The organism is Lysobacter sp. cf310 (assembly GCF_900114355.1).
In the GTDB taxonomy this organism is placed as follows: Bacteria; Pseudomonadota; Gammaproteobacteria; order Xanthomonadales; family Xanthomonadaceae; genus Lysobacter.
The window spans coordinates 87,416-108,749 of the sequence record NZ_FOSS01000004.1 but is presented as its reverse complement, the minus strand read 5'-3'; the positions used below and the strand labels follow the sequence as shown (position 1 = coordinate 108,749).

The 21,334-nt window shown below is 70.1% G+C and carries 23 protein-coding genes; 10 read left to right on the top strand and 13 right to left on the bottom strand.

Annotation, left to right across the window (positions count from 1 at the left end):
• Nucleotides 1-243: 243 nt before the first annotated feature.
• Nucleotides 244-408, bottom strand: a complete 165-nt coding sequence (rpmG, locus tag BMZ45_RS15010; RefSeq protein WP_036168663.1) for a 50S ribosomal protein L33 — start codon at nt 406-408, stop codon at nt 244-246.
• 11 nt (nt 409-419) lie between these two features.
• Nucleotides 420-656 (bottom strand): 50S ribosomal protein L28, encoded by a 237-nt coding sequence (gene rpmB, locus BMZ45_RS15005; RefSeq protein WP_056177711.1) that lies wholly within the window; start codon nt 654-656, stop codon nt 420-422.
• Nucleotides 657-956: 300 nt separating this feature from the next.
• On the opposite strand from rpmB, the gene BMZ45_RS15000 reads away from it, so the two are divergent.
• On the top strand, nt 957-1,352 hold the full coding sequence (locus BMZ45_RS15000; RefSeq protein WP_091637357.1) for a GFA family protein: 396 nt from the start codon (nt 957-959) through the stop codon (nt 1,350-1,352).
• Nucleotides 1,353-1,410: 58 nt separating this feature from the next.
• On the opposite strand, the gene BMZ45_RS14995 is transcribed toward BMZ45_RS15000, so the two are convergent.
• The 9 genes from BMZ45_RS14995 to BMZ45_RS14955 form a co-directional block, all read right to left on the bottom strand.
• Complete coding sequence (locus BMZ45_RS14995) at nt 1,411-1,746, bottom strand: lipid-A-disaccharide synthase N-terminal domain-containing protein (protein ID WP_057164393.1); 336 nt, start codon at nt 1,744-1,746, stop codon at nt 1,411-1,413.
• A gap of 5 nt (nt 1,747-1,751) precedes the next feature.
• Nucleotides 1,752-2,483: a glycosyltransferase family 2 protein gene (locus BMZ45_RS14990; protein ID WP_091637356.1), complete on the bottom strand. Its 732-nt coding sequence runs from the start codon at nt 2,481-2,483 to the stop codon at nt 1,752-1,754.
• A gap of 125 nt (nt 2,484-2,608) precedes the next feature.
• On the bottom strand, nt 2,609-3,574 hold the full coding sequence (locus BMZ45_RS14985; RefSeq protein WP_091637355.1) for an NAD-dependent epimerase/dehydratase family protein: 966 nt from the start codon (nt 3,572-3,574) through the stop codon (nt 2,609-2,611).
• Nucleotides 3,575-3,780: 206 nt separating this feature from the next.
• Nucleotides 3,781-4,209 (bottom strand): hypothetical protein, encoded by a 429-nt coding sequence (locus BMZ45_RS14980; protein WP_091637354.1) that lies wholly within the window; start codon nt 4,207-4,209, stop codon nt 3,781-3,783.
• 82 nt (nt 4,210-4,291) lie between these two features.
• The gene (locus BMZ45_RS14975) at nt 4,292-5,014 is read right to left on the bottom strand and encodes a suppressor of fused domain protein (protein WP_091637353.1); all 723 of its coding nucleotides are present in this window, start codon (nt 5,012-5,014) and stop codon (nt 4,292-4,294) included.
• A gap of 57 nt (nt 5,015-5,071) precedes the next feature.
• Nucleotides 5,072-5,971: a ParB/RepB/Spo0J family partition protein gene (locus BMZ45_RS14970; RefSeq protein WP_091637352.1), complete on the bottom strand. Its 900-nt coding sequence runs from the start codon at nt 5,969-5,971 to the stop codon at nt 5,072-5,074.
• Nucleotides 5,968-6,783 (bottom strand): ParA family protein, encoded by an 816-nt coding sequence (locus tag BMZ45_RS14965; RefSeq protein ID WP_091637351.1) that lies wholly within the window; start codon nt 6,781-6,783, stop codon nt 5,968-5,970. The genes BMZ45_RS14970 and BMZ45_RS14965 overlap by 4 nt, the downstream gene beginning before the upstream one ends.
• A 102-nt stretch (nt 6,784-6,885) precedes the next feature.
• Nucleotides 6,886-7,581 (bottom strand): 16S rRNA (guanine(527)-N(7))-methyltransferase RsmG, encoded by a 696-nt coding sequence (gene rsmG / locus BMZ45_RS14960; RefSeq protein ID WP_091637350.1) that lies wholly within the window; start codon nt 7,579-7,581, stop codon nt 6,886-6,888.
• A gap of 31 nt (nt 7,582-7,612) precedes the next feature.
• Nucleotides 7,613-8,221, bottom strand: a complete 609-nt coding sequence (locus tag BMZ45_RS14955) for a 4'-phosphopantetheinyl transferase family protein (protein ID WP_254776661.1) — start codon at nt 8,219-8,221, stop codon at nt 7,613-7,615.
• A 185-nt stretch (nt 8,222-8,406) separates the two neighbouring features.
• Here BMZ45_RS14955 and BMZ45_RS14950 point away from each other — a divergent pair, with 185 nt between their 5' ends.
• Together BMZ45_RS14950 and BMZ45_RS14945 are read left to right on the top strand one after the other, a co-directional pair.
• Nucleotides 8,407-9,768 carry an AMP-binding protein gene (locus BMZ45_RS14950; protein WP_091637349.1) on the top strand — a complete coding sequence of 454 codons (1,362 nt, stop codon included), beginning with the start codon at nt 8,407-8,409 and terminating at the stop codon, nt 9,766-9,768.
• A 193-nt stretch (nt 9,769-9,961) separates the two neighbouring features.
• Complete coding sequence (locus BMZ45_RS14945) at nt 9,962-10,234, top strand: GlsB/YeaQ/YmgE family stress response membrane protein (protein WP_091637748.1); 273 nt, start codon at nt 9,962-9,964, stop codon at nt 10,232-10,234.
• A gap of 836 nt (nt 10,235-11,070) precedes the next feature.
• Here the strand turns inward: BMZ45_RS14945 and xth are convergent.
• A complete protein-coding gene (xth, locus tag BMZ45_RS14940) occupies nt 11,071-11,838 on the bottom strand; it encodes an exodeoxyribonuclease III (protein WP_091637348.1) in 768 nt (255 codons plus the stop codon).
• A gap of 64 nt (nt 11,839-11,902) precedes the next feature.
• Entirely contained in the window at nt 11,903-13,324 is a 1,422-nt protein-coding gene (locus BMZ45_RS14935; protein WP_091637347.1) for a coniferyl aldehyde dehydrogenase, read from the bottom strand.
• 319 nt (nt 13,325-13,643) lie between these two features.
• On the opposite strand from BMZ45_RS14935, the gene BMZ45_RS14930 reads away from it, so the two are divergent.
• From BMZ45_RS14930 to BMZ45_RS14900, 7 genes are all read left to right on the top strand, one after another.
• Nucleotides 13,644-14,189, top strand: a complete 546-nt coding sequence (locus BMZ45_RS14930) for a gamma carbonic anhydrase family protein (protein WP_091637747.1) — start codon at nt 13,644-13,646, stop codon at nt 14,187-14,189.
• Nucleotides 14,190-14,319: 130 nt separating this feature from the next.
• A complete protein-coding gene (locus tag BMZ45_RS14925) occupies nt 14,320-15,000 on the top strand; it encodes an RDD family protein (protein WP_091637346.1) in 681 nt (226 codons plus the stop codon).
• Nucleotides 14,997-16,034 (top strand): stage II sporulation protein M, encoded by a 1,038-nt coding sequence (locus tag BMZ45_RS14920; protein WP_091637345.1) that lies wholly within the window; start codon nt 14,997-14,999, stop codon nt 16,032-16,034. The genes BMZ45_RS14925 and BMZ45_RS14920 overlap by 4 nt, the downstream gene beginning before the upstream one ends.
• A complete protein-coding gene (locus tag BMZ45_RS14915; protein ID WP_091637344.1) occupies nt 16,031-17,752 on the top strand; it encodes a hypothetical protein in 1,722 nt (573 codons plus the stop codon). Before BMZ45_RS14920 ends, BMZ45_RS14915 begins: the two co-directional genes overlap by 4 nt.
• Nucleotides 17,749-18,897 (top strand): DUF4350 domain-containing protein, encoded by a 1,149-nt coding sequence (locus BMZ45_RS14910; RefSeq protein WP_091637746.1) that lies wholly within the window; start codon nt 17,749-17,751, stop codon nt 18,895-18,897. Before BMZ45_RS14915 ends, BMZ45_RS14910 begins: the two co-directional genes overlap by 4 nt.
• A complete protein-coding gene (locus tag BMZ45_RS14905; RefSeq protein ID WP_091637343.1) occupies nt 18,894-19,883 on the top strand; it encodes an AAA family ATPase in 990 nt (329 codons plus the stop codon). The genes BMZ45_RS14910 and BMZ45_RS14905 overlap by 4 nt, the downstream gene beginning before the upstream one ends.
• The gene (locus BMZ45_RS14900; protein ID WP_091637342.1) at nt 19,880-21,229 is read left to right on the top strand and encodes a DUF58 domain-containing protein; all 1,350 of its coding nucleotides are present in this window, start codon (nt 19,880-19,882) and stop codon (nt 21,227-21,229) included. The genes BMZ45_RS14905 and BMZ45_RS14900 overlap by 4 nt, the downstream gene beginning before the upstream one ends.
• Nucleotides 21,230-21,334 lie beyond the last annotated feature (105 nt).

Here is a 21,334-nt window from a genome sequence, read left to right as displayed (position 1 = left end):
GGGCGGTGGTACCGCTTTATGTCGTCATTCCCGCGAAAGCGGGCGCCGCTTTACTTCGGCGTGGCCGAACCTCGAGCGACTTCAGCGAGGGGGTTCGCCGGCCTGAATGCTGCGAGGAACTCAAATCGCGGACAAAAAGAAACCCGCCTTGCGGGCGGGCTTCTTCGAGGCGCTGGATACCCGCTTTCGCGGGCATGACGTCCTGGCAAAACCGTTCGCGTCAGGCGCGAACGGGCCAAGACATCACTTGATCTTGCCTTCCTTATAAATCACGTGCTTGCGAACGACGGGGTCGTACTTCTTGACCTCCATCTTGTTCGGGGTGTTCTTCTTGTTCTTGTCGGTCGTGTAGAAGTGACCGGTGTTGGCCGAAGAGATCAGACGGATCTTGTCGCGCTTGGAAGCCATGATTCAGGTCCTCAGATCTTTTCGCCGCGGGCGCGGAGATCGGCCAGAACGGCGTCGATGCCGTTCTTGTCGATGGTGCGCATGGCGTTGGCGGAAACACGCAGCTTGACCCAACGGTTCTCACTGGCGACCCAGAAGCGGCGCTCGTGCAGGTTGGGGAGGAAGCGGCGGCGGGTTTTGTTCATGGCGTGCGAGACGTTGTTGCCGGTCGTCGTTCGCTTGCCCGTAACTTGGCATACGCGGGACATGTGCACCTCGAAAGGGTTGGATGCTTCCCTTGGCCAGGGAGGCGGCGGCCCCGCCGTCGGCGCGGAAATCCGCGGACAGCGCGCGATACGGGTGGAAACCTCAGCCGATCGAGGCGGCCGGAATCGCGCTTCCGGAACCGCTCGGACCTGCCCCTAGGGGTGGGTCGGACACAGCGAGCCGCGCATTATGCCGGCAAATTCGAGCCTGGACAAGCACTTGGGCGCCGGGCAGGGACGTCCGGGCCGGCCGTCGCGGTATCTTTGGGCCGTAGCCCCCTCCCAGACCGACCCGAGGCGCCCATGATCCGTCTAGCCACCTGTTCCTGCGGTCAGCTGCGCGTGGCCTGCGAGGGCGAGCCGGTGCGGATTTCGGTCTGCCACTGCCTGGAGTGCCAGCGCCGTACCGGCAGCGTGTTCGCGGTGCAGGCGCGCTACCCGCGCGAGCGGGTGCGGCGGCTGGAGGGCGAGTCCGGGCGTTTCGAGCGCACCGGCGACAGCGGCACCACGGCCCGCTTCCACTTCTGTCCCGCCTGCGGCTCGACCGTGTACTGGGAGCCGCAGTCGATGCCGGACTCGATCTCGGTCGCGGTGGGCGCCTTCGCCGATCCGCGGTTTCCGCCGCCGCGCCACTCGGTCTACGAGGTCCGCCGGCACGCCTGGGTCCGGATGCCGGACGAGATCGAGCACTACGACTGAGGGGCGCGCGAGGGCGTGGTAAGCCGTAAGCGCCCCGCGCCGGCGGGGCTCGCCGAGCTCAGTGTCCGGCGCGGTCGCGGTGCCAGCCGCGGTGCTTGATGTCCAGGTACAGGCTGTAGGCGGCGGTGAAGGCCGGGAACAGGTTCTGGATCACGCCCACCGAGTCCTGCTTCTGCGAGAACACGAAGTAGCTCAGGGTCATCGCGCTGCCGACCAGGCTCATGTACCAGAACGCGCGCGGGATCACCGGCTTGCCGTGGCGCTTGCTGGCCACGAACTGCACCAGCCAGCGGCCGCCGAACATGAAGGCGCCGGTCAGGCCGATCAGCTTCCACGGCGACATGTGCAGGCCGGTCCAGGCCAGCCACTCGATCGGCGAATTCATGAAGTCCATACGGCTCAGACCTCTTCGGTGGCGGTGACCTTGCCGCGCTTGATCAACCAGGCGACGCCGCGCAGGTCGCTGATGCCGACCAGGGCGCGGTTGAGATTGTTGTACTTGGACACGCCGGTGGAGCGCGCGCGATGGTTGACCGGCACGCTCACCGTCTTCCAGCCCGCGCGCTGCATCAGCGCCGGCAGGTAGCGGTGCATGTGGTTGAAGTGCGGCAGATCGAGGAAGGCCTCGCGCTCGAACAGCTTGATGCCGCAGCCGGTGTCGGGGGTGTCGTCGCGCAGCATGCGGCTGCGGATCGCGTTGGCCCACTTGGAGGCCCAGCGCTTGCTGCCCGAGTCCTGGCGGTTCACCCGCCAGCCCGCGAACAGCTTGATGTCGGGCGCCGATTCGGCGCGCTTGGCCAGCAGCTTGGGGATGTCGGCCGGATCGTTTTGGCCGTCGCCGTCCAGGGTCGCGATCCAGCGCCCGCGCGCGGCCTTGACGCCGTTGCGGATGGCGGTGCTCTGGCCGCTCTGGGTGACGTGGTGGACCACGCGCAGCTCGGGCACCTGCGCCTTCAGCGCGCGCAGCGCGTCCAGGGTGCCGTCGCGCGAACGGTCGTCGACGTAGACGATCTCGAAGTCGGCGACGCCGCGCAGCGCGGCGGTGATCTCGTGGATCAGCGGGGCGACGTTGTCCTGCTCGTTGAACACGGGGACGACGACGGACAGTTCGGGCGTGTGGCTTGCGGTCATCTAAGGGACTCGTCGCGGCTCGGAGGAGCCGGGATTGGCGGTGCGTAGCCCCTCGCACGGAGGGATGGAAAGAGCGTACGGCGCCTGCGCGGGATCGCAAGCGTTATGCCCGGATCCGCGAGGGCTCAGGCCCTGGCGCCGAAATACTCCCGACACCAGGCGACCACCTGCGGCAGCCCGGTCTCGATCGAGGTGGTCGGCTCGAACCCGAACGCCGCCTTGGCGCGCGCAGTATCGGCCATCGTCTCGACCATGTCGCCCGGCTGCATCGGCTTGTAGACCTTTTCCGCGGGCTGGCCGGCCGCGGCTTCGATCACGCCGATGAAACGCTCCAGCTCGACCGGGGTGTGGTTGCCCAGGTTGAACACCCGGTGCGGCGGATCGTCCTGGGCCGGATGCGCGAGCGCGCCGAGCACGCCGGCGACGATGTCGTCGATCCAGGTGAAGTCGCGGCGCATGCGGCCGTGGTTGAAGACCTCGATCGGGCGGCCCGCCAGCACCGCGCGCGAGAACAGCAGCGGCGCCATGTCGGGCCGGCCCCAGGGGCCGTAGACGGTGAAGAAGCGCAGGCCGGTGGCGTGCAGGCCGTAGAGGTGGGCGTAGGTATGCGCCATCAGCTCGTTGGCGGCCTTGGTGGCCGCGTACAGCGAGCGCGGCCGGTCCACGCGCTGGTCTTCCGAGAACGGCGCCACCGCCGAATCGCCGTAGACCGAGGACGAGCTGGCGTAGACCAGGTGCTGCACGCCGCGGTGGCGGCACAGCTCCAGCAGGTTCACGAAGCCGACCAGGTTGCTGTCGACGTAGGCGTGCGGATGGGTGAGCGAGTAGCGCACGCCGGCCTGCGCGGCCAGGTGGATCACCTGGGTCGGCGCGACCTCGTCGAACAAGGCGGCCAGGCCGTCGCGGTCGCCCAGGTCGAGGGCGCGGATATCGACGTCCGCGCACAGGGCGGCGACGCGGTCGCGCTTGAGCTGCGGCTCGTAATAGTCGTTGTAGTTGTCCAGCCCGACCACGGCCTGGCCGCGGGCGCGCAGGGCGCGGCAGACGTAGCTGCCGATGAAACCGGCGGCGCCGGTGACGAGGATGGTCATGGGGCGATGGTGACGGGTTCGGAGGCGGAAAGCATGCGCGGGCGGAGGTTACCGTTTCGACAGTGTCCGCGAACCCGTGTCGGAATCGCGTGCGCGCATCGGCGGCCGCACGCGTCCTGGGCGGAGCGCGGGCGACAGCTTGGCCGCCCGCGCCTGAAGCGCAGCAGACTCCGCGCCTGCGCCGGAATCCGCCGCGCCGCCGGCGATCACTTCACCGCGAGCTGCTTGGCCAGGCCGAAGGCTTCGTTGAGCTCGGCCTGGCTGGCCGCGTCGATCCAGACGTAGACCCGGACCTTGCTCTTGGGCTTGTCGCCCGGCAACGCGATGATCGCCTCGCGCGAGAACGGACGCGTGGCGCTGGCCTTCTTGTACCAGACCACCTGCTGGCTGCCGACCGTGCCCTTCTCGGCGCGGTTGTCCTTCTCGGGCTTGAAGCTGCGCGCGCCCAGGTACACGCCCAGGCCCTTGCCGGCGGCGATCGCGGACGGCAGTTCCAGGTAGCACAGGGTGTAGTCGTCGCCCTGGCGCTGGGTCCAGGCCAGGTCGGCGTTGTTGAGGGTGGGGCAGTTCGCGCCGGCTTGGGCGAACGCCAGGGACGGGGCCAGCAGCAGGGCCGCGAGGGCTATCCGTTTCATATGCATCTCCTTCGGTGGGGTACGGTTGATTAAAGCGGTGGAACGAGGCGGTCGTGAAGCCCGAGCTTAGCGCGCTTGCGCGTCAGAACAGGCCGAAGCGCTTTTTGGCGACGTTGCGCCGGTTCGGGTCGATGATGTCGTCGAGGTCGGCGAACTTGTCCAGCAGGCCGTCGCTGCCCTTGCGCAGCTTGAGCTCGCGCTCCTCCGGGTACATCGGCACCACGGCGAGGAAGTGGATCTCCTTGTCCGCGTCGATGCGCAGGCGGTGGAAGCCGTCGGGCACGCTGACCGAGGGCAGCAGGATCGCCGAATCCAGGCGGGTGTTGGCGGCGTAGGGCTCGGGCGGATCGCCGTTGGCGATCGAGTGGCCCCAACCCAGCCAGGTGCGCTGCTTGTGCGGAAAGCGCGCGAGCATCTTCAGCAGCCGCACCGGCCAGTACCAGCGCTCGTCCTGCATCGACGCCTGATCCAGCCGCCAATCCGCCGGCAGGGTCGCGATCAGTTCCAGATGGCGCGGCGCGTCGGAGCCCTCGGGCACCGCCATCGCCAGATCGCTCATGCCCGAGGTCACCAGCCGCGTATAGGGATAGTCGGCGCTGGCCGCCAGGAAATGCACGTCGATGTGGACCAGGTCCGAGACCAGCTCGTGGAACACGCTGGCGATCGGGCCCAGGTGGGCTTCGATGTGGTCGGAAATCTGCTCCAGGCAGATCTCGCCCTGGGCCGGCTCCCACGCGGGCGCCTGATCGTAGTGGTAGATCGGGCTACCGCTGAGGCTGACCACCTCGGCCTTCTTGTCCGTCATCCCCGCCTCCCCCTGAGGCACCGTCCGCGCCGTGGCGCGTCCGTCATTCCGCGTCCGTCATTCGACCTTGCCGCGCAGCTTTTCCAGCACGCCGTCCAGCGAATCCAGATCGCTGTAGTGGATCACCAGGCGGCCCTTGCCGCCGCGGCCATGCAGCACGTTGACCTGGGTGTTGAGCGATTCCGACAGCTCGCGCTCGAGCGTGGCGATGTCGGCCTGCGGCTTGGCCTTGGCCGGCTTGGGCTTGCCCGTGGTCGGGACCTTGCCGGCGGCCAGCTGCTGCACGCGGTGTTCGACGTCGCGCACCGACCAGCCCAGCTCGGCGGCCTGGCGCGCCAGCGCGATCGCGGCCTGCGGCGCCAGGGTCAGCAGGGCGCGCGCATGGCCCATGTCGAGGGCGCGGGTTTCGACCAGCACGCGGATCTCGGCCGGCAATTCCAGCAGGCGCAACAGGTTGGACACCGCCACCCGCGAACGGCCCACCGCTTCGGCGGCCTGGGCGTGGGTGAGGTCGAATTCGTCGATCAGGCGCTGCAGCGCGTTGGCCTCTTCCAGCGGGTTGAGGTCCTCGCGCTGGATGTTCTCGATCAGCGCCATCGCGACCACGGTGCGGTCGTCGACTTCGCGGATCACCACCGGGATTTCGGTCAGCCCGGCCAGCTGGGTCGCGCGCCAGCGGCGTTCGCCGGCGATGATTTCGTAGCGCTTGCCGCCGATGTCGCGCACCACGATCGGCTGGATCACGCCCTGGGCCTTGATCGACTCGGCCAGCTCGGCCAGCTTGTCGTGGTCCCAGGTCTTGCGCGGCTGGTACTTGCCGGCGATCAGCGCGTCCACCGGCAGCTTGCGCATCACGTCGGTTTCGGTGGCTTCCAGGATCGGCGCCTCGGCGGCCGCCTTCGGGCCGAGCAGGGCTTCCAGCCCGCGGCCGAGGCCGCGCTTCTTCGCCGCGCTCATGCCACGGTCTCCTTGTGGTCGCGTTGCGCCGTCTTGGCGGCCTGTTCGCGCTCGCGCTGGCGGCGCAGCACTTCGCCGGCCAGGCCCAGATAGGCGATGCCGCCGCGGCTGGCCTTGTCGTAGCCGACGATGCTCTGGCCGTGGCTGGGCGCTTCGGCCAGGCGCACGTTGCGCGGCACGATGGTGCGGAACACGCGGTCGCCGAAGTGGTTGGTCAGCTCGGCCGAGACCGCGTTGGCCAGGTTGTTGCGCACGTCGAACATGGTGCGCAGCACGCCTTCGATCTCCAGCTCCGGATTGAGCTTGGCCTTGAGCGCGTTGATGGTGTCGAGCAGGGCGCTGATGCCTTCCAGCGCGTAGTACTCGCACTGCATCGGCACGATGATCGAGTCGGCCGCGGTCAGCGCGTTGAGCGTGAGCAGCGACAGCGCCGGCGGGCAGTCGATCAGGATGTAGTCGTAGTTGGCGCGCATCGGCGCCAGCGCGGCCTTGAGGCGCTGCTCGCGCCCGTCCTCGCCCATCAGGCGGATCTCGGCCGCGGTCAGCTCGATGTTGGCCGGCAGCAGGTCGAAGTCTTCCGGCGTGCGCAGCAGGATCGAGGCGGCGTCGGCCTCGCCCAGCATCACGTCGCAGATCGAGTCCTCGATCGTGCGCTTGTCGATGCCGCTGCCCATCGTGGCGTTGCCCTGCGGGTCCAGGTCGACCAGCAGCACGCGCTTGGGCGCGCGCGCGAGCGCGGCGGCCAGGTTGACCGCGGTGGTGGTCTTGCCGACCCCGCCTTTCTGATTGGCGACGGCGATGATGCGGGCCATGCGGCTCGTCCCCTGGCTATACGGGCTGTGAAAAGTGGCCGCTCGGCGCCGGGCGCCGGTCGGACTGGGGATTATGCCCGGACGGGGCGCGTTCGCGCTTCGTCATGCCGGAATCGGGTCCGCGCCCGGGCCGGGACCGGTCCCGGCCCGGGCCACCACGACCAGATGGCGCTCGGCGTCCAGCCCGGGCACCGCCAGCGGATGCGAGGCGCGCACGCTCCAGCCCGCGGGCAGCGCGGCGATTTCGTCGATCGGGTGGGTGCCCTTCATCGCCAGCAGCACGCCCTCGGGCTTGAGCAGGTGACCGCCCAGCTCCAGGATCAGCGGCAGGGTCGCCAGCGCGCGCGCGGTGATCGCGTCGTAGGCGCCGGGTTCGTCGAAGGCCTCGATCCGCGATTCGGCCACGCGCGCGTCCTTCAGCCCCAGGGTGCGCAGGGCCTCGCGCATGAAGCGCGCCTTCTTGCCCGCGCTCTCGACCAGGGTCACGCGCAGGCCCGGCTTGACGATGGCCAGCGGGATGCCGGGCAGGCCGGCGCCGGTGCCCAGGTCGGCCAGGGCGCCGCCGCGCTGTGCGATGTCGTCCACGTAGCGGTGCATGGCCAGCGAGTCGAGCAGGTGCTTGGTCACCATCTCCTGCGGGTCGCGCACGGCGGTGAGGTTGTAGGTGCGGTTCCAGCGCGCGAGCAGGGCCAGGTAGTCCAGCAGCGGTGTGGCCAGGGCCGGATCCAGGGCCAGGGCGGACAGGCCGGATTCGAGCTCGCGACGGAGCCCGGACGGAAGGGGGACGGGTGCGTTCATTGGCGACAGTATCGCCGATGGCGCGGCGGGCTCAGCGCGGAGCGCCGGCGGAATCGGCGGGCGATCCCGGCCGCGGGCGCCAGGCCAGCGCGCCCACGTAGCCCGGCGCGGGCGCCAGTTCCTGCAGCCGCCATTCCTGCGGCGCGCCCAGTTCGGGGTCGCTGTCGACCAGGCGCAGCTTGCCGGCCTGTTCCTCGAAGCGCAGCCGGTGCAGGCCGAAGGACAGCCCATGGCCGTGCGCCTTGAGCACCGCTTCCTTGGCGCACCACAGGCGCAGGAAGGCGCGGTCGCGCTCGGCCTGGGCGTCCAGCCAGGCGGTCTCGGCGGCGGTGAAGTAGCGTTCGGACACCGCCAGCGCGCGCGGCCGCGCGCGCAGCCGTTCCAGGTCCACCCCGACCCGGCCCTGCGCGGTCAGGGCGATCAGCAGGCAGTCGCCGCTGTGGCTCCAGTTGCAGTCCCAGCCCTGGTAGGGCGGCCGCAGGGTGGGGCGCTGGCGGTCGTCGCGGGTCAGCGGCAGCGCCTGCGCGCTGGTGCCCAATTGCGCGGCCAGCCAGTTGCGCGCCTGCGCCTCGGCGGCGCGACCGGGCGTATGCGGCTGCCAGGTCCAGCGCGGCATGGAAGGCGGGTCGGGCGAAGTCATGGCGAGCTCAGGGACATGAACGAGGCGTTTGGCGGAACGCCGGCGCGCCAGCGTAAGCTAAAGCAGGGGACGCGGCGCTGGCCGCGATCGATGCCGCAGCCGCAAGGCCGGCGCTTAGGGGAGACGGCCGATGCCGTCGGCGTCGGCTTGTGCGCGCACGCGGCCGGAGTAACGAATGGCGAACGATGTCAGCAGTTGTTGATCACGATGCGGTACCGGGGGGCGAACGCGTCGCCTTGGTGACCGGGGCGCAGGCGCGCCTGCTCGCGTACGCGCACGAGGATGCGATCGCGCAGTCGCGTTTCGAACGCGAGGTGCGCGCGCTGGCCGCGGCCCTGCCGACGGCGCGCTACGCGATCAACCTGTGCGAGGACCGCTACCGCTTCCTGGTCGCGTTCTGCGCGGCCGCGCTGCGCGGGCAGACCACGCTGCTGCCGTCCTCGCGCGCGCCGGCGGTGATCGCCGACGCGCTCGCCCAGCACGCCGACAGTTATTGCCTGGGCGACATCGCCCTGGATCCGTCGCCGCCGCAGTACTGGCGCCTGCCCGAGACCCTGGCCCAGGCCGAGGGCGCGCCGCCGACGATCGCCCACGATGCGCTGGTGGCGATCGGTTTCACCTCCGGCAGCACCGGCCAACCCAAACCCAATCCCAAGACCTGGCGCGCGTTCCGCGCCAGCACCGCGCAGAACCTGGCCGCGCTGGCCGACCTGCTGGCGCCGAACCGGGTCACGCCGCTGGTCGCGACCGTGCCGCCGCAGCACATGTACGGCATGGAGATGTCGGTGCTGCTGCCGCTGCTGGGACCGATCGCGGTGCATGCGGCGCGGCCGTTCTTCCCCAGCGACGTCGCCCAGGCCCTGGCCGACGCGCCGGCGCCGCCGTTGCTGGTGACCACGCCCGTGCATCTGCGCGCGCTGGTCGAATCCGGCATCGCGCTGCCGCCGCTGGCCGGCATCGTCTCGGCCACCGCGCCGCTGGCGCAGGACCTGGCCCTGGCCGCGGAAACCCGTTACGGCTGCGAGGTGCGCGAAGTGTTCGGTTCCACCGAAACCTGCGTGATCGCGCGCCGTCGCACCGCCCACGAGCTGGCCTGGACGCCGCTGCCGGGCGTGCGGGTGTCGCCGCAACCCGACGGCACCGCGGTGTATGCGCCGCATCTGCCCGAGGCGGTGGTGCTGGCCGATCTGATGGAGGTCGGCGCCGACGGCCGTTTCGTGTTGCGCGGGCGCAGCGCGGATCTGCTGGAGATCGCCGGCAAGCGCGCCTCGCTGGGCGATCTCACCCGCAAGTTGCTCGCGATCGACGGCGTCGAGGACGGCGTGGTGTTCCAGCTCGACGCCGGCGAAGGCGCGGTGCGCCGGATCGCGGCGCTCGCGGTCGCGCCGACGCTGGACGAAGCGGGCATCCTGCAGGCGCTGCGCGCCAGCATCGATCCGGTGTTCCTGCCGCGGCCGCTGCGCATCGTGGAAGCCTTGCCGCGCAACGAAACCGGCAAGCTGCCGCGCGATCGCCTGCTGCAGCTGCTGCAGGGCAACGCCGGCTGAGTCAATGTCCGCTGAATCCGCAGGCGGCGTGTCTACGCGGCGTGACGCGCATCGGTTTTTACCGGGTTTGCGCTGACATCCCCATCACGAAGCCGCGCCCAGACTGGCGGCGTCCCGAGGCGGCAGAGGCTGCGTATTCGTCGGTGCGAATGCGTATCGGGCTTCATCTGAACGGACAGGAGACAGCATCATGATGGGCATCATTATTTGGTTGGTCGTGGGCGGCGTTATCGGTTGGCTCGCAAGCATGATCATGAGAACCGACGGCCAGCAGGGCATTTTCCTCAACGTGATCGTCGGCATCGTCGGGGCGTTCCTCGGTGGTTGGCTGGGCGGGTTGTTGGGGCTGGGCGCTGGCGACATCAACGACGGCAATTTCAGTCTCAACGGGCTGTTGTTGTCGCTGGTGGGGGCGATCGTGTTGTTGGGCATCGTCAATTTGTTCCGGCGCGGCCGGGTGCGTTAAGCGGTTCGCGAGGTCTCGACAAAAAAGCCCGGCATCGCCGGGCTTTTTTATGGGCGGGGTGGGCGTGGAGCCGTGTGGCTTACGAGCCGCAGGTTCGCGCGCGACTGGATCCCGACCACTTGCTCCTAGCTCTTTGGCTCTTAGCTCCCTCCTTTGGAAAAGGGTGAAGCCGTGCGGCTTACGAACCGCAGGTTCGTGCACGGGTGAGCGCCGGCAGGCTATGCCTGCTGGCCGGGCGGGTTGGGGAGGATTTGCTTTTGTTGTTGCTTCGCCGGCTCGGCCCGAAGGTCAACGGCTTCCGCCTGCTGCGCATGCGGGTCACTTTCTCTTGCTCCTAGCTCCCTCCTTTGTCAAAGGAGGGTTGGGGAGGATTTGCTTTTGCTGTTGCTTCGTCCGCTTCGGCTCGAAGGTCAAAGGCTTCCGCCTGCTGCGCATGCGGGTCACTTTCTCTTGCTAGCCCAAGAGAAAGTAACCAAAGAGAAGGGCTAGCTTGACCAAACCTCCCCTGCGGGTTCGGGGCTGGCGCGGGGATTTTTCGAATGGACGTCCCTGTCCATTCGAAAAACGGCGCGCGTCCTGCGCGCCGCCCTTCGGGTCTACGGTTGGTCGTGTGAGTGCGGGGCTTTTGGACTTCAATGCCGCGGCAACGGCAACGGCAACGGCAACGGCAACGGCAACGGCAATCGCAACTGCGTCTGCCTGATCTTGCTGCGCGGGGCTTTAACCCGATGTGGCGGTCGGAGATTCGACTGCGGGCTTGGCCCGCTTACGTCTACGTCGAAGGAGCGAGGCGGTCTCGCTCGCTGCTCGTGGCGCCAGGCCTATTTCCGCCTCGCTCAGCCCAACTCCACCCAGGCCGGTGCGTGGTCGCTGGGGCGGTCCCAGGTGCGGGGTTCGCGGTCGATGCCGGCGCCGGTGCAGCGGGCGCGCAGGGCGTCGGAGACCAGGGCCAGGTCGATGCGCAGGCCGAGGTTGCGGCGGAAGGCGGCCTGGCGGTAGTCCCACCAGCTGAATTCGCCGGCGGCATCGTGGTGCATGCGGTAGCTGTCGTGCAGGCCCAGCGCGTACAGGCGCTGCAGGGCGTCGCGTTCGGCGGTGGAGGTGAGGATGTGGGTTTCGTTCCACACCGCCGGGTCGTAGACGTCGCGCTCGTCGGGGGCGATGTTGAAATCGCCCAGTACCACCAGCTGCGGGTGCGCGCGCAGTTCCTCGGCCAGCCAGGCGTGGACCGCGTCCAGCCAGCGCAGTTTGTAGGCGTACTTGTCGGTGCCCACGTCCTGGCCGTTGACCACGTACAGGTTGACGATGCGCACGCCGCCGACGGTGGCGGCGATCACGCGCTTTTGCTCGTCGTCCAGGCCGGGCACGCCGATCTGCACGTCTTGTGCCGGTTCGCGCGACAGGATGGCGACGCCGTTATAGGTCTTCTGGCCCGCGAACACGCTGCGGTAGCCCAGCGCCGACAGCTCGGTGTCGGGGAAGCGGTGGTCCTCCAGCTTGGTTTCCTGCAGCGCGACCACGTCCGGCGCGCGCAGGCCCAGCCAGGTTTCCAGGTGCGGCATGCGCACGTTGAGCGAGTTGACGTTCCAGCTGACGATTTTCATGGCCGCGAGTGTAACCACGGCCGCCGCGTTTTGGCCTGTGCCGGGCTTGCGCGCCGGCCTGGCCTCACTTGGACAGGAAGCGGATCAGGCGGTCGATCTTTCCGGTGTAGGGCGGCTTGAGCCAGTCGCTGGCGGCCATGCGGCGCTGGCGGAACACCGGCAGCAGCTTGCTGAAGGTGTCGAAGCCGTTGCGCCCGTGGATCGCACCGATGCCGCTGGGGCCGATGCCGCCGAAAGGCAGATCGTGGGCGCCGAAGTGCAGCAGGGTGTCGTTGACGGTGACGCCGCCGGCCAGGGTCTGGTCGAGGATGCGCTCGACCTGGGCGCGGTCGAAGCCGAACGGATACAGCGCCAGCGGGCGGTCCAGGGCGTTGATGCGCGCGATCGCTTCGTCCAGGTCGCGGTAGGACAGCACCGGCAGGATCGGGCCGAAGATCTCGTGCTGCATGACCTGGGCGTCGGCGCCGGGTTCGATCACCAGGGTGGGCGCGAACAGGCGTTCGCGCGCGGCGGTGTCCGGGTCGATCGCGAAGGGTTCGATCACCTGCAGGCCGCGCGCGCGCGCGTCGTCGACGTAGCCGCGCAGGCGCGCGTACTGGCTGTCGTTGATGATGCGGGTGTAGTCCTGCGGCGCATCCAGTTGGCCGTAGCGCTGGCGCAGTTCGGCCTGCAGCGCCGCGACCAGGGCGTCGCGGCGGGCCGCGTCGACCAGCACGTAGTCCACGCCGATGCAGGTCTGACCGGCGTTGAACCATTTGCCGCTGGCGATGCGCGCGGCCGCCAGTTCGATCGGGAAATCGTCACAGACCACCGCCGGCGCCTTGCCGCCCAGTTCCAGGGTGACCGGGGTCAGGTTGGGTGCGGCCGCGGCCATGACCTTGCGGCCGACCGCGGTCGAGCCGGTGAACAGCAGGTGGTCGAAGGGCAGGGCCGAGAACGCCGCGCCGACTTCGGCGCCGCCCATCGCCACCGCGACCCGGTCGGCCGGGAACACCTCGGCCAGCAGCTCGCGCAGGTAGGCGCTGGTGCGCGGGGTGTGCTCGGACGGCTTCAGATAAACGTGGTTGCCGGCCGCGATCGCCGACACCAGCGGCACCAGGGCCAGGTTCACCGGGTAGTTCCATGGCGACAGGATGCCGACCACGCCGACCGGCTCGGGCCGGATCTCGGCGCGCGCGGGCCAGAAGCGCCAGCCCACCGCGGCCCGGCGCGGGCGCATCCAGCGGCGCAGGTGGCCGATCGCGTGGTCGATCTCGGCCAGGGTGATCATGGCCTCCGACAGCAGGTTCTCGTGGCTGGAGCGGTGGCCGAAATCGGCCTGGATCGCCGCGTCCATCTCCGTCACCCGGGCCCGAAACGCGTCGCGCAGGCGCAGCAGGTCGGCGCGGCGCTGGGCGTAGTCGGGCTTGCGCGCGCGCCAGGCCGAGCGCAGACGCTCGCGGGTGGCGGCCAGTTCGCTGGGGGTGGTGTCGGCGGTGATGTCCATACGCCGCAGTGTAGTCGCGCCGGGGCCGCTAGGGGGTGCCCGTGGCGGGGCGGAACAGGCCAGGCGAGGGGGGCGGCGCGGCCGTCCTCGCGTGCCGGGGCCGGCGCGGTGCCGGGATGGCGAAGGCCGGGTGTGCGCGGCGGCGCGGATGCGCGCTCGAATGCGCGTGGGCGTCGTGCGAGGTCGGCCAGCACCGTCGCGGCCATCGACGCCCGCGTGTTCGCCTGCAGGCGCAGTCGGTAGCGCGCAAGCGCCGAAACGACCGCGCCTGCGCCCAGCCGTGCCCATGGCGTCGGCGCGCGCGGCTTACAATCCGGGCATGAGCCTGCGTCCTTATCTAGAACATACCCCCGAACTCGGCGAACGCGTCTACGTCGATCCCGCCGCCACCGTCATCGGCCAGGTCGCCCTGGGCGACGACGTTTCGATCTGGCCCGGCTGCGTGGTGCGCGGCGACGTGAACTACATCCGCATCGGCGCGCGCACCAACATCCAGGACGGCACCATCGTCCACGTCACCCACGAGGGCCCGTTCACGCGCCCCGGCGGCCTGCCCACGCTGATCGCCAACGACGTGACCATCGGCCACGGCGCGATCGTGCACGCCTGCCGGATCGAGGAGTTCGCCCTGATCGGCATGGGCGCCAAGATCCTCGACGGCGCCACCGTGCAGCGTTTCGGCTTCGTCGGCGCGGGCGCGGTGATCGCGCCCGGCAAGACGGTCGGCGAGGGCGAGTTGTGGCTGGGCAATCCGGCACGCCTGGTGCGCAAGTTGAGTGAGCGCGAGATCGAGCAGCTGCAATACAGCGCCCAGCACTATGTGCGTCTGAAGGACCGTTACCTGGGCATGGCCAGCGCGGACTAGGCACGGCCCTGGGCCGCGTTTACAGTCGTCGCAGGGGAGAAGCCGGAAACCGCATGGACGAGTTGCACCGAACACAGGCCGCGCGCACCCGGACGCGGCCGACGCCGCACGCAGGCGCCGTGCCGCTGTGATGCTGGATACCTACCGCGAAGTGGTGACGCCCGAAGGCGTCGCCTTGCGTCTGCCCGCGGCCGGACCGGTGCCGCGCGCACTGGCCTGGACCATCGATTTCTGCATCCGCCTGGCCTTGCTGTTCGTCGGCTCGCTGGCGTTCGGCCTGCTCGGCAAGGGCGGCATGGGGTTTTATCTGGTGCTGATGTTCGTGCTGCTGTGGTTCTACCACGTCGCCTTCGAGGCGATGTGGAACGGCCGCACGCCGGGCAAGCGCGCGCTGGGCCTGCGCGTGGTCGCCGAGAACGGCGCGCCGGTGGGCTGGATGCAGTCGTTCGTGCGCAATCTGTTGCGGGTGGTGGACATGCTGCCGTTCGGTTACGCCTTCGGCCTGATCGCGAGCTACGCCGATCCTTACGGCCGGCGCCTGGGCGACATGGTCGCCGGCACCCTGGTCGTGCACGAGGCGCGCCGCCACGAAGCGGCGGCCGCGCCGGTCGGCGTCGCGAGCGCGCCGGCGGTGCCGCTGCTGCCTTACGAACAGGCGGCGATGGTCGCGTTCGCCGAACGCGCGCCGCGCCTGGCCGTGGCGCGCCAGATCGAGCTGGCCGACCTGGTCCAGCCTTTGACCGGCGCGCGCGGCGATACCGCGGTAACGCGCGTATACGGCATCGCCAACTGGCTGCTGGGGCGTCGATGAGTCCGGTTGCCGCGGTCAAGCAGGAACGTTTCGTCGAGCGCCACCAGGCCGAATGGAACCAGTTGGAGGCGTGGCTGGACGCGCGCGGCGACAGCGCCAAGCGGGCGCGCGCCGAGCGCCGCAGCTGGCAGGGCCTGCCCGATTACGAAGTGCCGGCGCGTTATCGGCGCTTGTGCCAGCAGCTCGCGCTGGCGCGCCGCCGCGGCTACAGCGCGTCGGTCACCGACCGTCTGCAGGACCTGATGCAGCGCGGCCACGGCCTGCTCTATCGCGCGCCGCGTCCGCGTTGGCGGCGCGCGCTGGAGTTCCTGTTCGCCGGCTTCCCGCGCCTGGTGCGCGCCGAGCGCGGCTGCATGGCCGCGGCCGCGGCCCTGTTCTGGCTGCCGCTGATCACCATGTTCGTGGCGATCCAGATCCAGCCCGAACTGGCCAGCGCCCTGTTCCCGCCGGAGCAGTTGGCCGAGTTCGAGCACATGTACGACCCCAACAGCCCGCTGCAGAAGCTCGGCCGCGGCGCCGAGACGGATCTGGCGATGTTCGGCTACTACATCCTCAACAACGTCAGCGTCGGCTTCCGCACCTTCGCCAGCGGCTTCTTGTTCGGCCTGGGCTCGATCGTGGTGCTGATCAGCAACGGCGTCATCATCGGCGGCGTCGCCGGCCACCTGCAGGCGGTCGGCCACGGCGATCCGTTCTGGCGCTTCGTCGCCGGGCACTCGGCGCCCGAGCTCACCGCGATCTGGATTTCCGGCGGTGCCGGCCTGCGCCTGGGCCTGAACCTGGTGGCGCCCGGCCAGCGCCGGCGCATCGACGCCCTGATCGAGGGCGGCAAGCGCGGCGCCAAGATCTGCGTGGGCGTGTTGGCGATGCTGGTGTTCGCCGCGTTCGTGGAAGCGTTCTGGTCCTCGATCGCGACCATCCCGGCCGCGATCAAGTACGCCGTGGGCGCGGCGCTGTGGGTGGTGGTCGGCGGCTGGCTGTGGTTCGGCGGGCGCAACCAGGATTTCGCGATCGAGGATCGGGTCGAGTCATGAAGATCGAATCGCTCACCGTCGCGTTGCGTCCGCGCACGGCCTGGGAAGCGGTCGAGCTCGGCACCGCGCTCACGCGCCGGCATGCCGCCGCGATCTGGAAGCCCTATCTGCTGCTCACCCTGCCGCTGTTCGTCGCGGTCAACGCCGCAGGCTGGGCGCTGGACAAGTTGTGGCTGGCCGCGCTGCTGATGTGGTGGATCAAGCCGGTGTTCGACCGCATCCCGCTGTACGTGCTGTCGCGCGCGGTGTTCGGCGACGTGCCCAGCACCGGTCAGACCGTGCGCGCGCAGCTGCGCTGGGGCGCGCGTTGGGCGCTGCCGTATCTGACCTGGCGCCGGCTCAGTCCGGCGCGTTCGCTGTACCTGCCGGTGGACCTGCTCGAAGGCGGACGCGGCGCCGAGGCGCGCCAGCGCCGCACCGCGCTGGGCGCGCCGGTGTACGGCGTGGCCGCGCTGCTGACCCTGGTCTGCTTCCATTTCGAGGGCGCGCTGTACCTGGGCATCGCGGCCGGCGCGGCGATGTTCATTCCCGCCGAATACCTGTCCGAATCCGCCCAGGGCATCTGGCAGGCGCTGCTGGCGGAAGCGACCTGGGTGCAGCTGGCCGGCAACATCCTGGCCTGGGCCGCGACCTGTCTGATCGAGCCCTTCTACGTCGGCGCCGGTTTCGGCCTGTATCTCAACCGCCGCACCGAGATCGAGGCCTGGGACATCGAGATCGTGTTCCGGCGGCTGCGCGCGCGCCTGAGCGCCGCCAGCGCGCCGCTGTTGCTGGCGCTGTGTTTCGGCTTGGGCGTGTTGCCGGACGCTTCGGCGCAGCAGGCCGCGCCCAGCGCTCCGACGGCGCCGTCGGCCGAGGCCAACGCGATGGACGATGCGGCCGTGGTCGAAGACGCCACCGACGCGTCGACGGAGGAATTCGTCGAGGATGAGGACACCGCGTCCTCGATCGGCGCGCCGCTGCGCGATCCGGTGCGGCCGGACGATGTCGAGGCGTCCGAGGACGACGAGCGGGCCTTGAACAAGGCCATCGCGGCCAAGGAAGCGCAGGCGCCGCCGACCCTGGGCGAGGTCTTCGGCGATGCGCGCGCCGAGGACGCCGGCCTGCGCAAGGCGGTCGAACAGGCCTACCAGGACCCGACGGTCGCGCCCAAGCGCAAGGTCAGCACCTGGAAATCGCGCAAGCCGGACAAGCCCTCCGAACTCAAGCCGCCGCCGGCGCTGGAAGGCCTGGGCGTGGTCCTGGCCCTGCTCGGCAAGTACGGCCTGTGGCTGCTGCTGGGCACGCTGGCGTTGCTGATCGTGGTGACCGCGCCGCGCTGGCTGCGTTGGCTGCGCGACAGCGCGCGCGCCGAGCAGCGCGAACCCAAGCCGGTGCAGACCAGCGCGGTGGTCGAGGTCGAACCGCTGCCCGACGACATTCCCACCGCCGCGCGCCGCCTGTGGCAGTCGGGCCGGCAGCGCGACGCCCTGGCCTTGCTGTATCGCGCCAGCGTCGAGGCCATGGTCGCGCGCGCCCAGGTCGTACTGGTGCCCGGCGCGACCGAAGCCGAATGCCTGCGCGCCTCGCGCAAGATGCCGTTGGCCGAGGACCGCGAGGTTTTCGCCAGCACGGTGCGCACCTGGCAGTACGCGGCCTATGCGCAGCGTCTGCCCGCGCTCGACGAGTTCGACGCCTTGCTGCGCACGCTCAGCCAACGCTTCGGGTGGGCGGCATGAATCTGCGTACCGGATTGGCGACCGCCTTGGTGGTCCTGCTGCTTGCGGGGCTGGGCTATTGGTGGTGGCGCACGCACGAGCGGGTCGAGGAGTGGATCGACCTGCCGCGCACCGGCGAGGCCGCCAGCAATCCGCTGTACGTGCTCAAGCTGGCCCTGAAGAAGGACGGGGTGAAGGCGGTCTCGCGCCAGCGCCTGCAAGCGGACCAGCATCCGCTGGGCGCGCGCGACACCGTGCTGCTGCTGCGCGATCCGCGCCAGCTGTCGGCATCGGACGCCAAGGCCCTGCTGGCCTGGGTCCACGGCGGCGGCCACCTGATCGTGCGCACGCCGCCGTTGGGCGAACTCAGCGCGGCCGCGTCGATCCCGGTGCTGACCGAGCTGGGCGTGAAGTTCTTCCCGCAGCGCGAGACCGACTGCGTGGCGATGTACGTCGAGCGCCAGGATTCGCACGTCGAGTTCTGCCGGGGCCGGCGCTTCCTGTTGATGGAGCGCGCGGCGGTGCCGCTGCGCGCCTGGGGCGCGGAGGACACCGGCTACGTGTTCGCGCGCCTGCCGCAAGGGCGCGGCAGCGTCGACGTGCTCGCCGACCTCGACTTCGCAGTCAATGCCGCCGGTCAGGAGCACGAAGAAGCGATCAAGGACGCGCCGCACATCGCGCTATTGCGCCAGCTGCTGGCGCCGAACTACCGCGCCGGCACCGTGCACCTGATCTACGCCGCCGACGTCCCCTCGTTGTGGATGACCCTGCTGACCCGCAGCTGGATGGCCTGGGGTCCGATGCTGCTGGCCCTGTTGCTGTGGCTGTGGCGGCGCGCGCAGCGCTTCGGGCCGCCGCTGCCGTCGCCTGCCAGCGAGCGCCGCTCCTTGCTCGAGCACGTGCTGGCCAGCGGCGAACACGCCTACCGCTACGGCTACGGCCATCTGCTGCACGCGGCCGTGCGCACTGCCTTCCTGCTGCGTCTGCGCCGCCGCGATCCGCAGGCCGCCGCGCTCGACGGCGAGCCGCAGGCGGCCCTGCTGGCCGAACGTTTCAAGCTGACGCCCGCGGAAATCCGCGAAGCGCTGGCCACGCCGGTCGCGCGCGATCACGCCGCGTTCCGTTCCCGCATCGCCACTTTGATCCGACTGAGAAACTCGCTATGACCACGCCCGCGAACGTGCCCGCACCGATCACCGGTACCGAACTGGCGCAACGCGCCGCCGCCGTGCGCGACGAGGTCGGCAAGGCCTTCATCGGCCAGGCCGAAGCGCTGGATCAGATCCTGATCGCCCTGCTCGCCGGCGGCCACGCCCTGATCGAAGGCGTGCCCGGCCTGGGCAAGACCCTGCTGGTGCGCGCCCTGTCCAAGGCGCTGGATTGCGGCTACGCGCGCGTGCAGTTCACGCCCGACCTGATGCCCAGCGACATCAGCGGCCACGCGGTCTACGATCCCAAGACCGAGAGCTTCAACATCCGCCGCGGCCCGGTGTTCACCAACCTGCTGCTCGCCGACGAAATCAATCGCGCCCCGGCCAAGACCCAGTCGGCGTTGCTGGAGGCGATGCAGGAGCTGCAGGTCACCATCGAAGGCCACAGTTTCGAACTGGCGCCGCCGTTCCTGACCCTGGCCACGCAGAACCCGGTCGAGCAGGAAGGCACCTACCCGCTGCCGGAAGCCCAGCTCGACCGTTTCCTGCTCAAGGTGCTGATCGGCTATCCCAGCCGCGCCGACGAGAAGCGCATGGTGACCGCGGTCAGCCAGGGCCGTAGCGCCTCGGACTTCGACCTGTCGCAGGTGCAGCGCGTGCTCGGGCCGGAAGAGATCGTGGCCATGCAGCACGGCACCTCCCTGATCACGGTCGACGACGCGGTGATCGATTACGCCGTGCGCATCGCCGCGACCACCCGCGAATGGGCGGGCATCGCCCTCGGCGCGGGCCCGCGCGGCAGCCTGGCGCTGGTGCGCGCGGCGCGCGCGCAGGCGGTGCTGTCGGGCCGCGACTTCGCCACCCCCGACGACGTGCGCGAGATCGCCAAGCCGGCGCTGCGCCACCGCATCGCGCTGGCGCCGGAAATGCAGATCGAGGGCCAGTCGCCCGACGACGTGCTGCACGCCCTGCTGGCCAAGGTCGAAGCGCCGCGGCAATGAGCGCCGTCGTCGCACCGGTCCCCGCCACGCCCGCGCGCAGTCTGCCGCGGCCGGCGCCGGCCTTGCTGGCGCTGCTGGTGCTGTGGGGCGCGTTCGGCCTGGCCGCGAGCATCGGCTGGGTGCCGACGCGCGCCTGGTGGATCGCCGGTGCGGCGTTGGCCGCGATCGCCTTGTTCGATGCCTGGCGCGTGAGCCTGGCGGCGACCCCGCGCGTGCAGCGGCGCATGCCCGACACCTGGCCGATCGGCCTGGAGCGCGAGGTCAGCCTGACCCTGGACGCCGATGCGCGCCGGCAGCCGCTGGATGTGTTCGACCTGCACCCGGGCGGTTGGTCGATGCAGGGACTGCCGCGCCGCCTGACCCTGCGTCGCGGCGAGAGCAGCAGCATCGATTACCGCCTGCGCGCCAACGCGCGCGGCGATTTCGCCTTCGAAGGCGTGCAGCTGCGCCTGCATTCGCCGTGGCGGCTGTGGTGGCACTCGCGCGTGGCCGGCGCCGCGCAGCCGGTGCGGGTGTTCCCCAATTTCGCGCCGCTGGCCAAGTTCGCGATGTTCAGCGCCGAACAGGCCTCGCGGCTGGTCGGCGCGCACCTCAAGCGCCGCCGCGGCGAAGGCACCGACTTTCACCAGATGCGCGAGTACCGCGTCGGCGACAGCCTGCGCCAGATCGACTGGAAGGCGACCGCGCGTGCGCGCCGGCTGATCTCGCGCGAGTACCAGGACGAGCGCAACCAGCAGCTGGTGTTGATGCTGGACACCGGCCGGCGCCTGCTCGCGCGCGACGGCGAGTTGTCGCACTTCGACCACGTGCTCGACGCCGCGCTGGTGGTGGCCTATCTGGCCTTGCGCCAGGGCGATGCGGTCGGGCTGCTCGCCAGCGGCGGCGCCACGGCCTGGGTGCCGCCGCGCCGCGGCGTGGGCGCGATCGACAGCCTGCTGCGCGCGAGCTACGCGCTGCAGCCGCAGCCCGTAGCCACCGACTTCCTAGCCGCCGCCACCGAGCTGTCGCTGCGCCAGCGCCGGCGTGCGCTGGTGATGCTGGTCACCAACCTGCGCGACGAGGACATGGACGACGTGCTGACCGCGGTGCAGATGCTGCGCAAGCGCCACCTGGTCTGCGTGGCGTCGTTGCGCGAGGACTCGCTGGACACCGCATTGTCCGACGAGGTCCACGACCTGCGCGACGCGATCCGCGCCGGCGCCACCGCGCAATACCTGGAACAGCGCGCCGCAGCCCACGACGCCCTGCGCAACCACGGCGTGATGGTGCTGGACGTGTCCTGCGATCAGCTGGCCGCGTCGCTGGTGGAGAAGTATCTGGCGGTGAAGCGCGACGGCTTGTTGTAACGGCCGCGCCACCTCGGTGCCGCGCTCATACTCCGCGTTCGCGTCGCCAGCACCTGTGGGGCGACGCAAGTCGCGATTGGAGCTAGACGCGCAAGCGAATCGTCG

What these genes read in the sequence shown, in the direction of transcription:
- rpmG (WP_036168663.1), bottom strand. Translation starts at nt 408, where the DNA reads ATGGCTTCCAAGCGCGACAAGATCCGTCTGATCTCTTCGGCCAACACC.
- rpmB (WP_056177711.1), bottom strand. Translation starts at nt 656, where the DNA reads ATGTCCCGCGTATGCCAAGTTACGGGCAAGCGAACGACGACCGGCAAC.
- BMZ45_RS15000 (WP_091637357.1), top strand. Translation starts at nt 957, where the DNA reads ATGATCCGTCTAGCCACCTGTTCCTGCGGTCAGCTGCGCGTGGCCTGC.
- BMZ45_RS14995 (WP_057164393.1), bottom strand. Translation starts at nt 1,746, where the DNA reads ATGGACTTCATGAATTCGCCGATCGAGTGGCTGGCCTGGACCGGCCTG.
- BMZ45_RS14990 (WP_091637356.1), bottom strand. Translation starts at nt 2,483, where the DNA reads ATGACCGCAAGCCACACGCCCGAACTGTCCGTCGTCGTCCCCGTGTTC.
- BMZ45_RS14985 (WP_091637355.1), bottom strand. Translation starts at nt 3,574, where the DNA reads ATGACCATCCTCGTCACCGGCGCCGCCGGTTTCATCGGCAGCTACGTC.
- BMZ45_RS14980 (WP_091637354.1), bottom strand. Translation starts at nt 4,209, where the DNA reads ATGAAACGGATAGCCCTCGCGGCCCTGCTGCTGGCCCCGTCCCTGGCG.
- BMZ45_RS14975 (WP_091637353.1), bottom strand. Translation starts at nt 5,014, where the DNA reads ATGACGGACAAGAAGGCCGAGGTGGTCAGCCTCAGCGGTAGCCCGATC.
- BMZ45_RS14970 (WP_091637352.1), bottom strand. Translation starts at nt 5,971, where the DNA reads ATGAGCGCGGCGAAGAAGCGCGGCCTCGGCCGCGGGCTGGAAGCCCTG.
- BMZ45_RS14965 (WP_091637351.1), bottom strand. Translation starts at nt 6,783, where the DNA reads ATGGCCCGCATCATCGCCGTCGCCAATCAGAAAGGCGGGGTCGGCAAG.
- rsmG (WP_091637350.1), bottom strand. Translation starts at nt 7,581, where the DNA reads ATGAACGCACCCGTCCCCCTTCCGTCCGGGCTCCGTCGCGAGCTCGAA.
- BMZ45_RS14955 (WP_254776661.1), bottom strand. Translation starts at nt 8,221, where the DNA reads ATGACTTCGCCCGACCCGCCTTCCATGCCGCGCTGGACCTGGCAGCCG.
- BMZ45_RS14950 (WP_091637349.1), top strand. Translation starts at nt 8,407, where the DNA reads ATGTCAGCAGTTGTTGATCACGATGCGGTACCGGGGGGCGAACGCGTC.
- BMZ45_RS14945 (WP_091637748.1), top strand. Translation starts at nt 9,962, where the DNA reads ATGGGCATCATTATTTGGTTGGTCGTGGGCGGCGTTATCGGTTGGCTC.
- xth (WP_091637348.1), bottom strand. Translation starts at nt 11,838, where the DNA reads ATGAAAATCGTCAGCTGGAACGTCAACTCGCTCAACGTGCGCATGCCG.
- BMZ45_RS14935 (WP_091637347.1), bottom strand. Translation starts at nt 13,324, where the DNA reads ATGGACATCACCGCCGACACCACCCCCAGCGAACTGGCCGCCACCCGC.
- BMZ45_RS14930 (WP_091637747.1), top strand. Translation starts at nt 13,644, where the DNA reads ATGAGCCTGCGTCCTTATCTAGAACATACCCCCGAACTCGGCGAACGC.
- BMZ45_RS14925 (WP_091637346.1), top strand. Translation starts at nt 14,320, where the DNA reads ATGCTGGATACCTACCGCGAAGTGGTGACGCCCGAAGGCGTCGCCTTG.
- BMZ45_RS14920 (WP_091637345.1), top strand. Translation starts at nt 14,997, where the DNA reads ATGAGTCCGGTTGCCGCGGTCAAGCAGGAACGTTTCGTCGAGCGCCAC.
- BMZ45_RS14915 (WP_091637344.1), top strand. Translation starts at nt 16,031, where the DNA reads ATGAAGATCGAATCGCTCACCGTCGCGTTGCGTCCGCGCACGGCCTGG.
- BMZ45_RS14910 (WP_091637746.1), top strand. Translation starts at nt 17,749, where the DNA reads ATGAATCTGCGTACCGGATTGGCGACCGCCTTGGTGGTCCTGCTGCTT.
- BMZ45_RS14905 (WP_091637343.1), top strand. Translation starts at nt 18,894, where the DNA reads ATGACCACGCCCGCGAACGTGCCCGCACCGATCACCGGTACCGAACTG.
- BMZ45_RS14900 (WP_091637342.1), top strand. Translation starts at nt 19,880, where the DNA reads ATGAGCGCCGTCGTCGCACCGGTCCCCGCCACGCCCGCGCGCAGTCTG.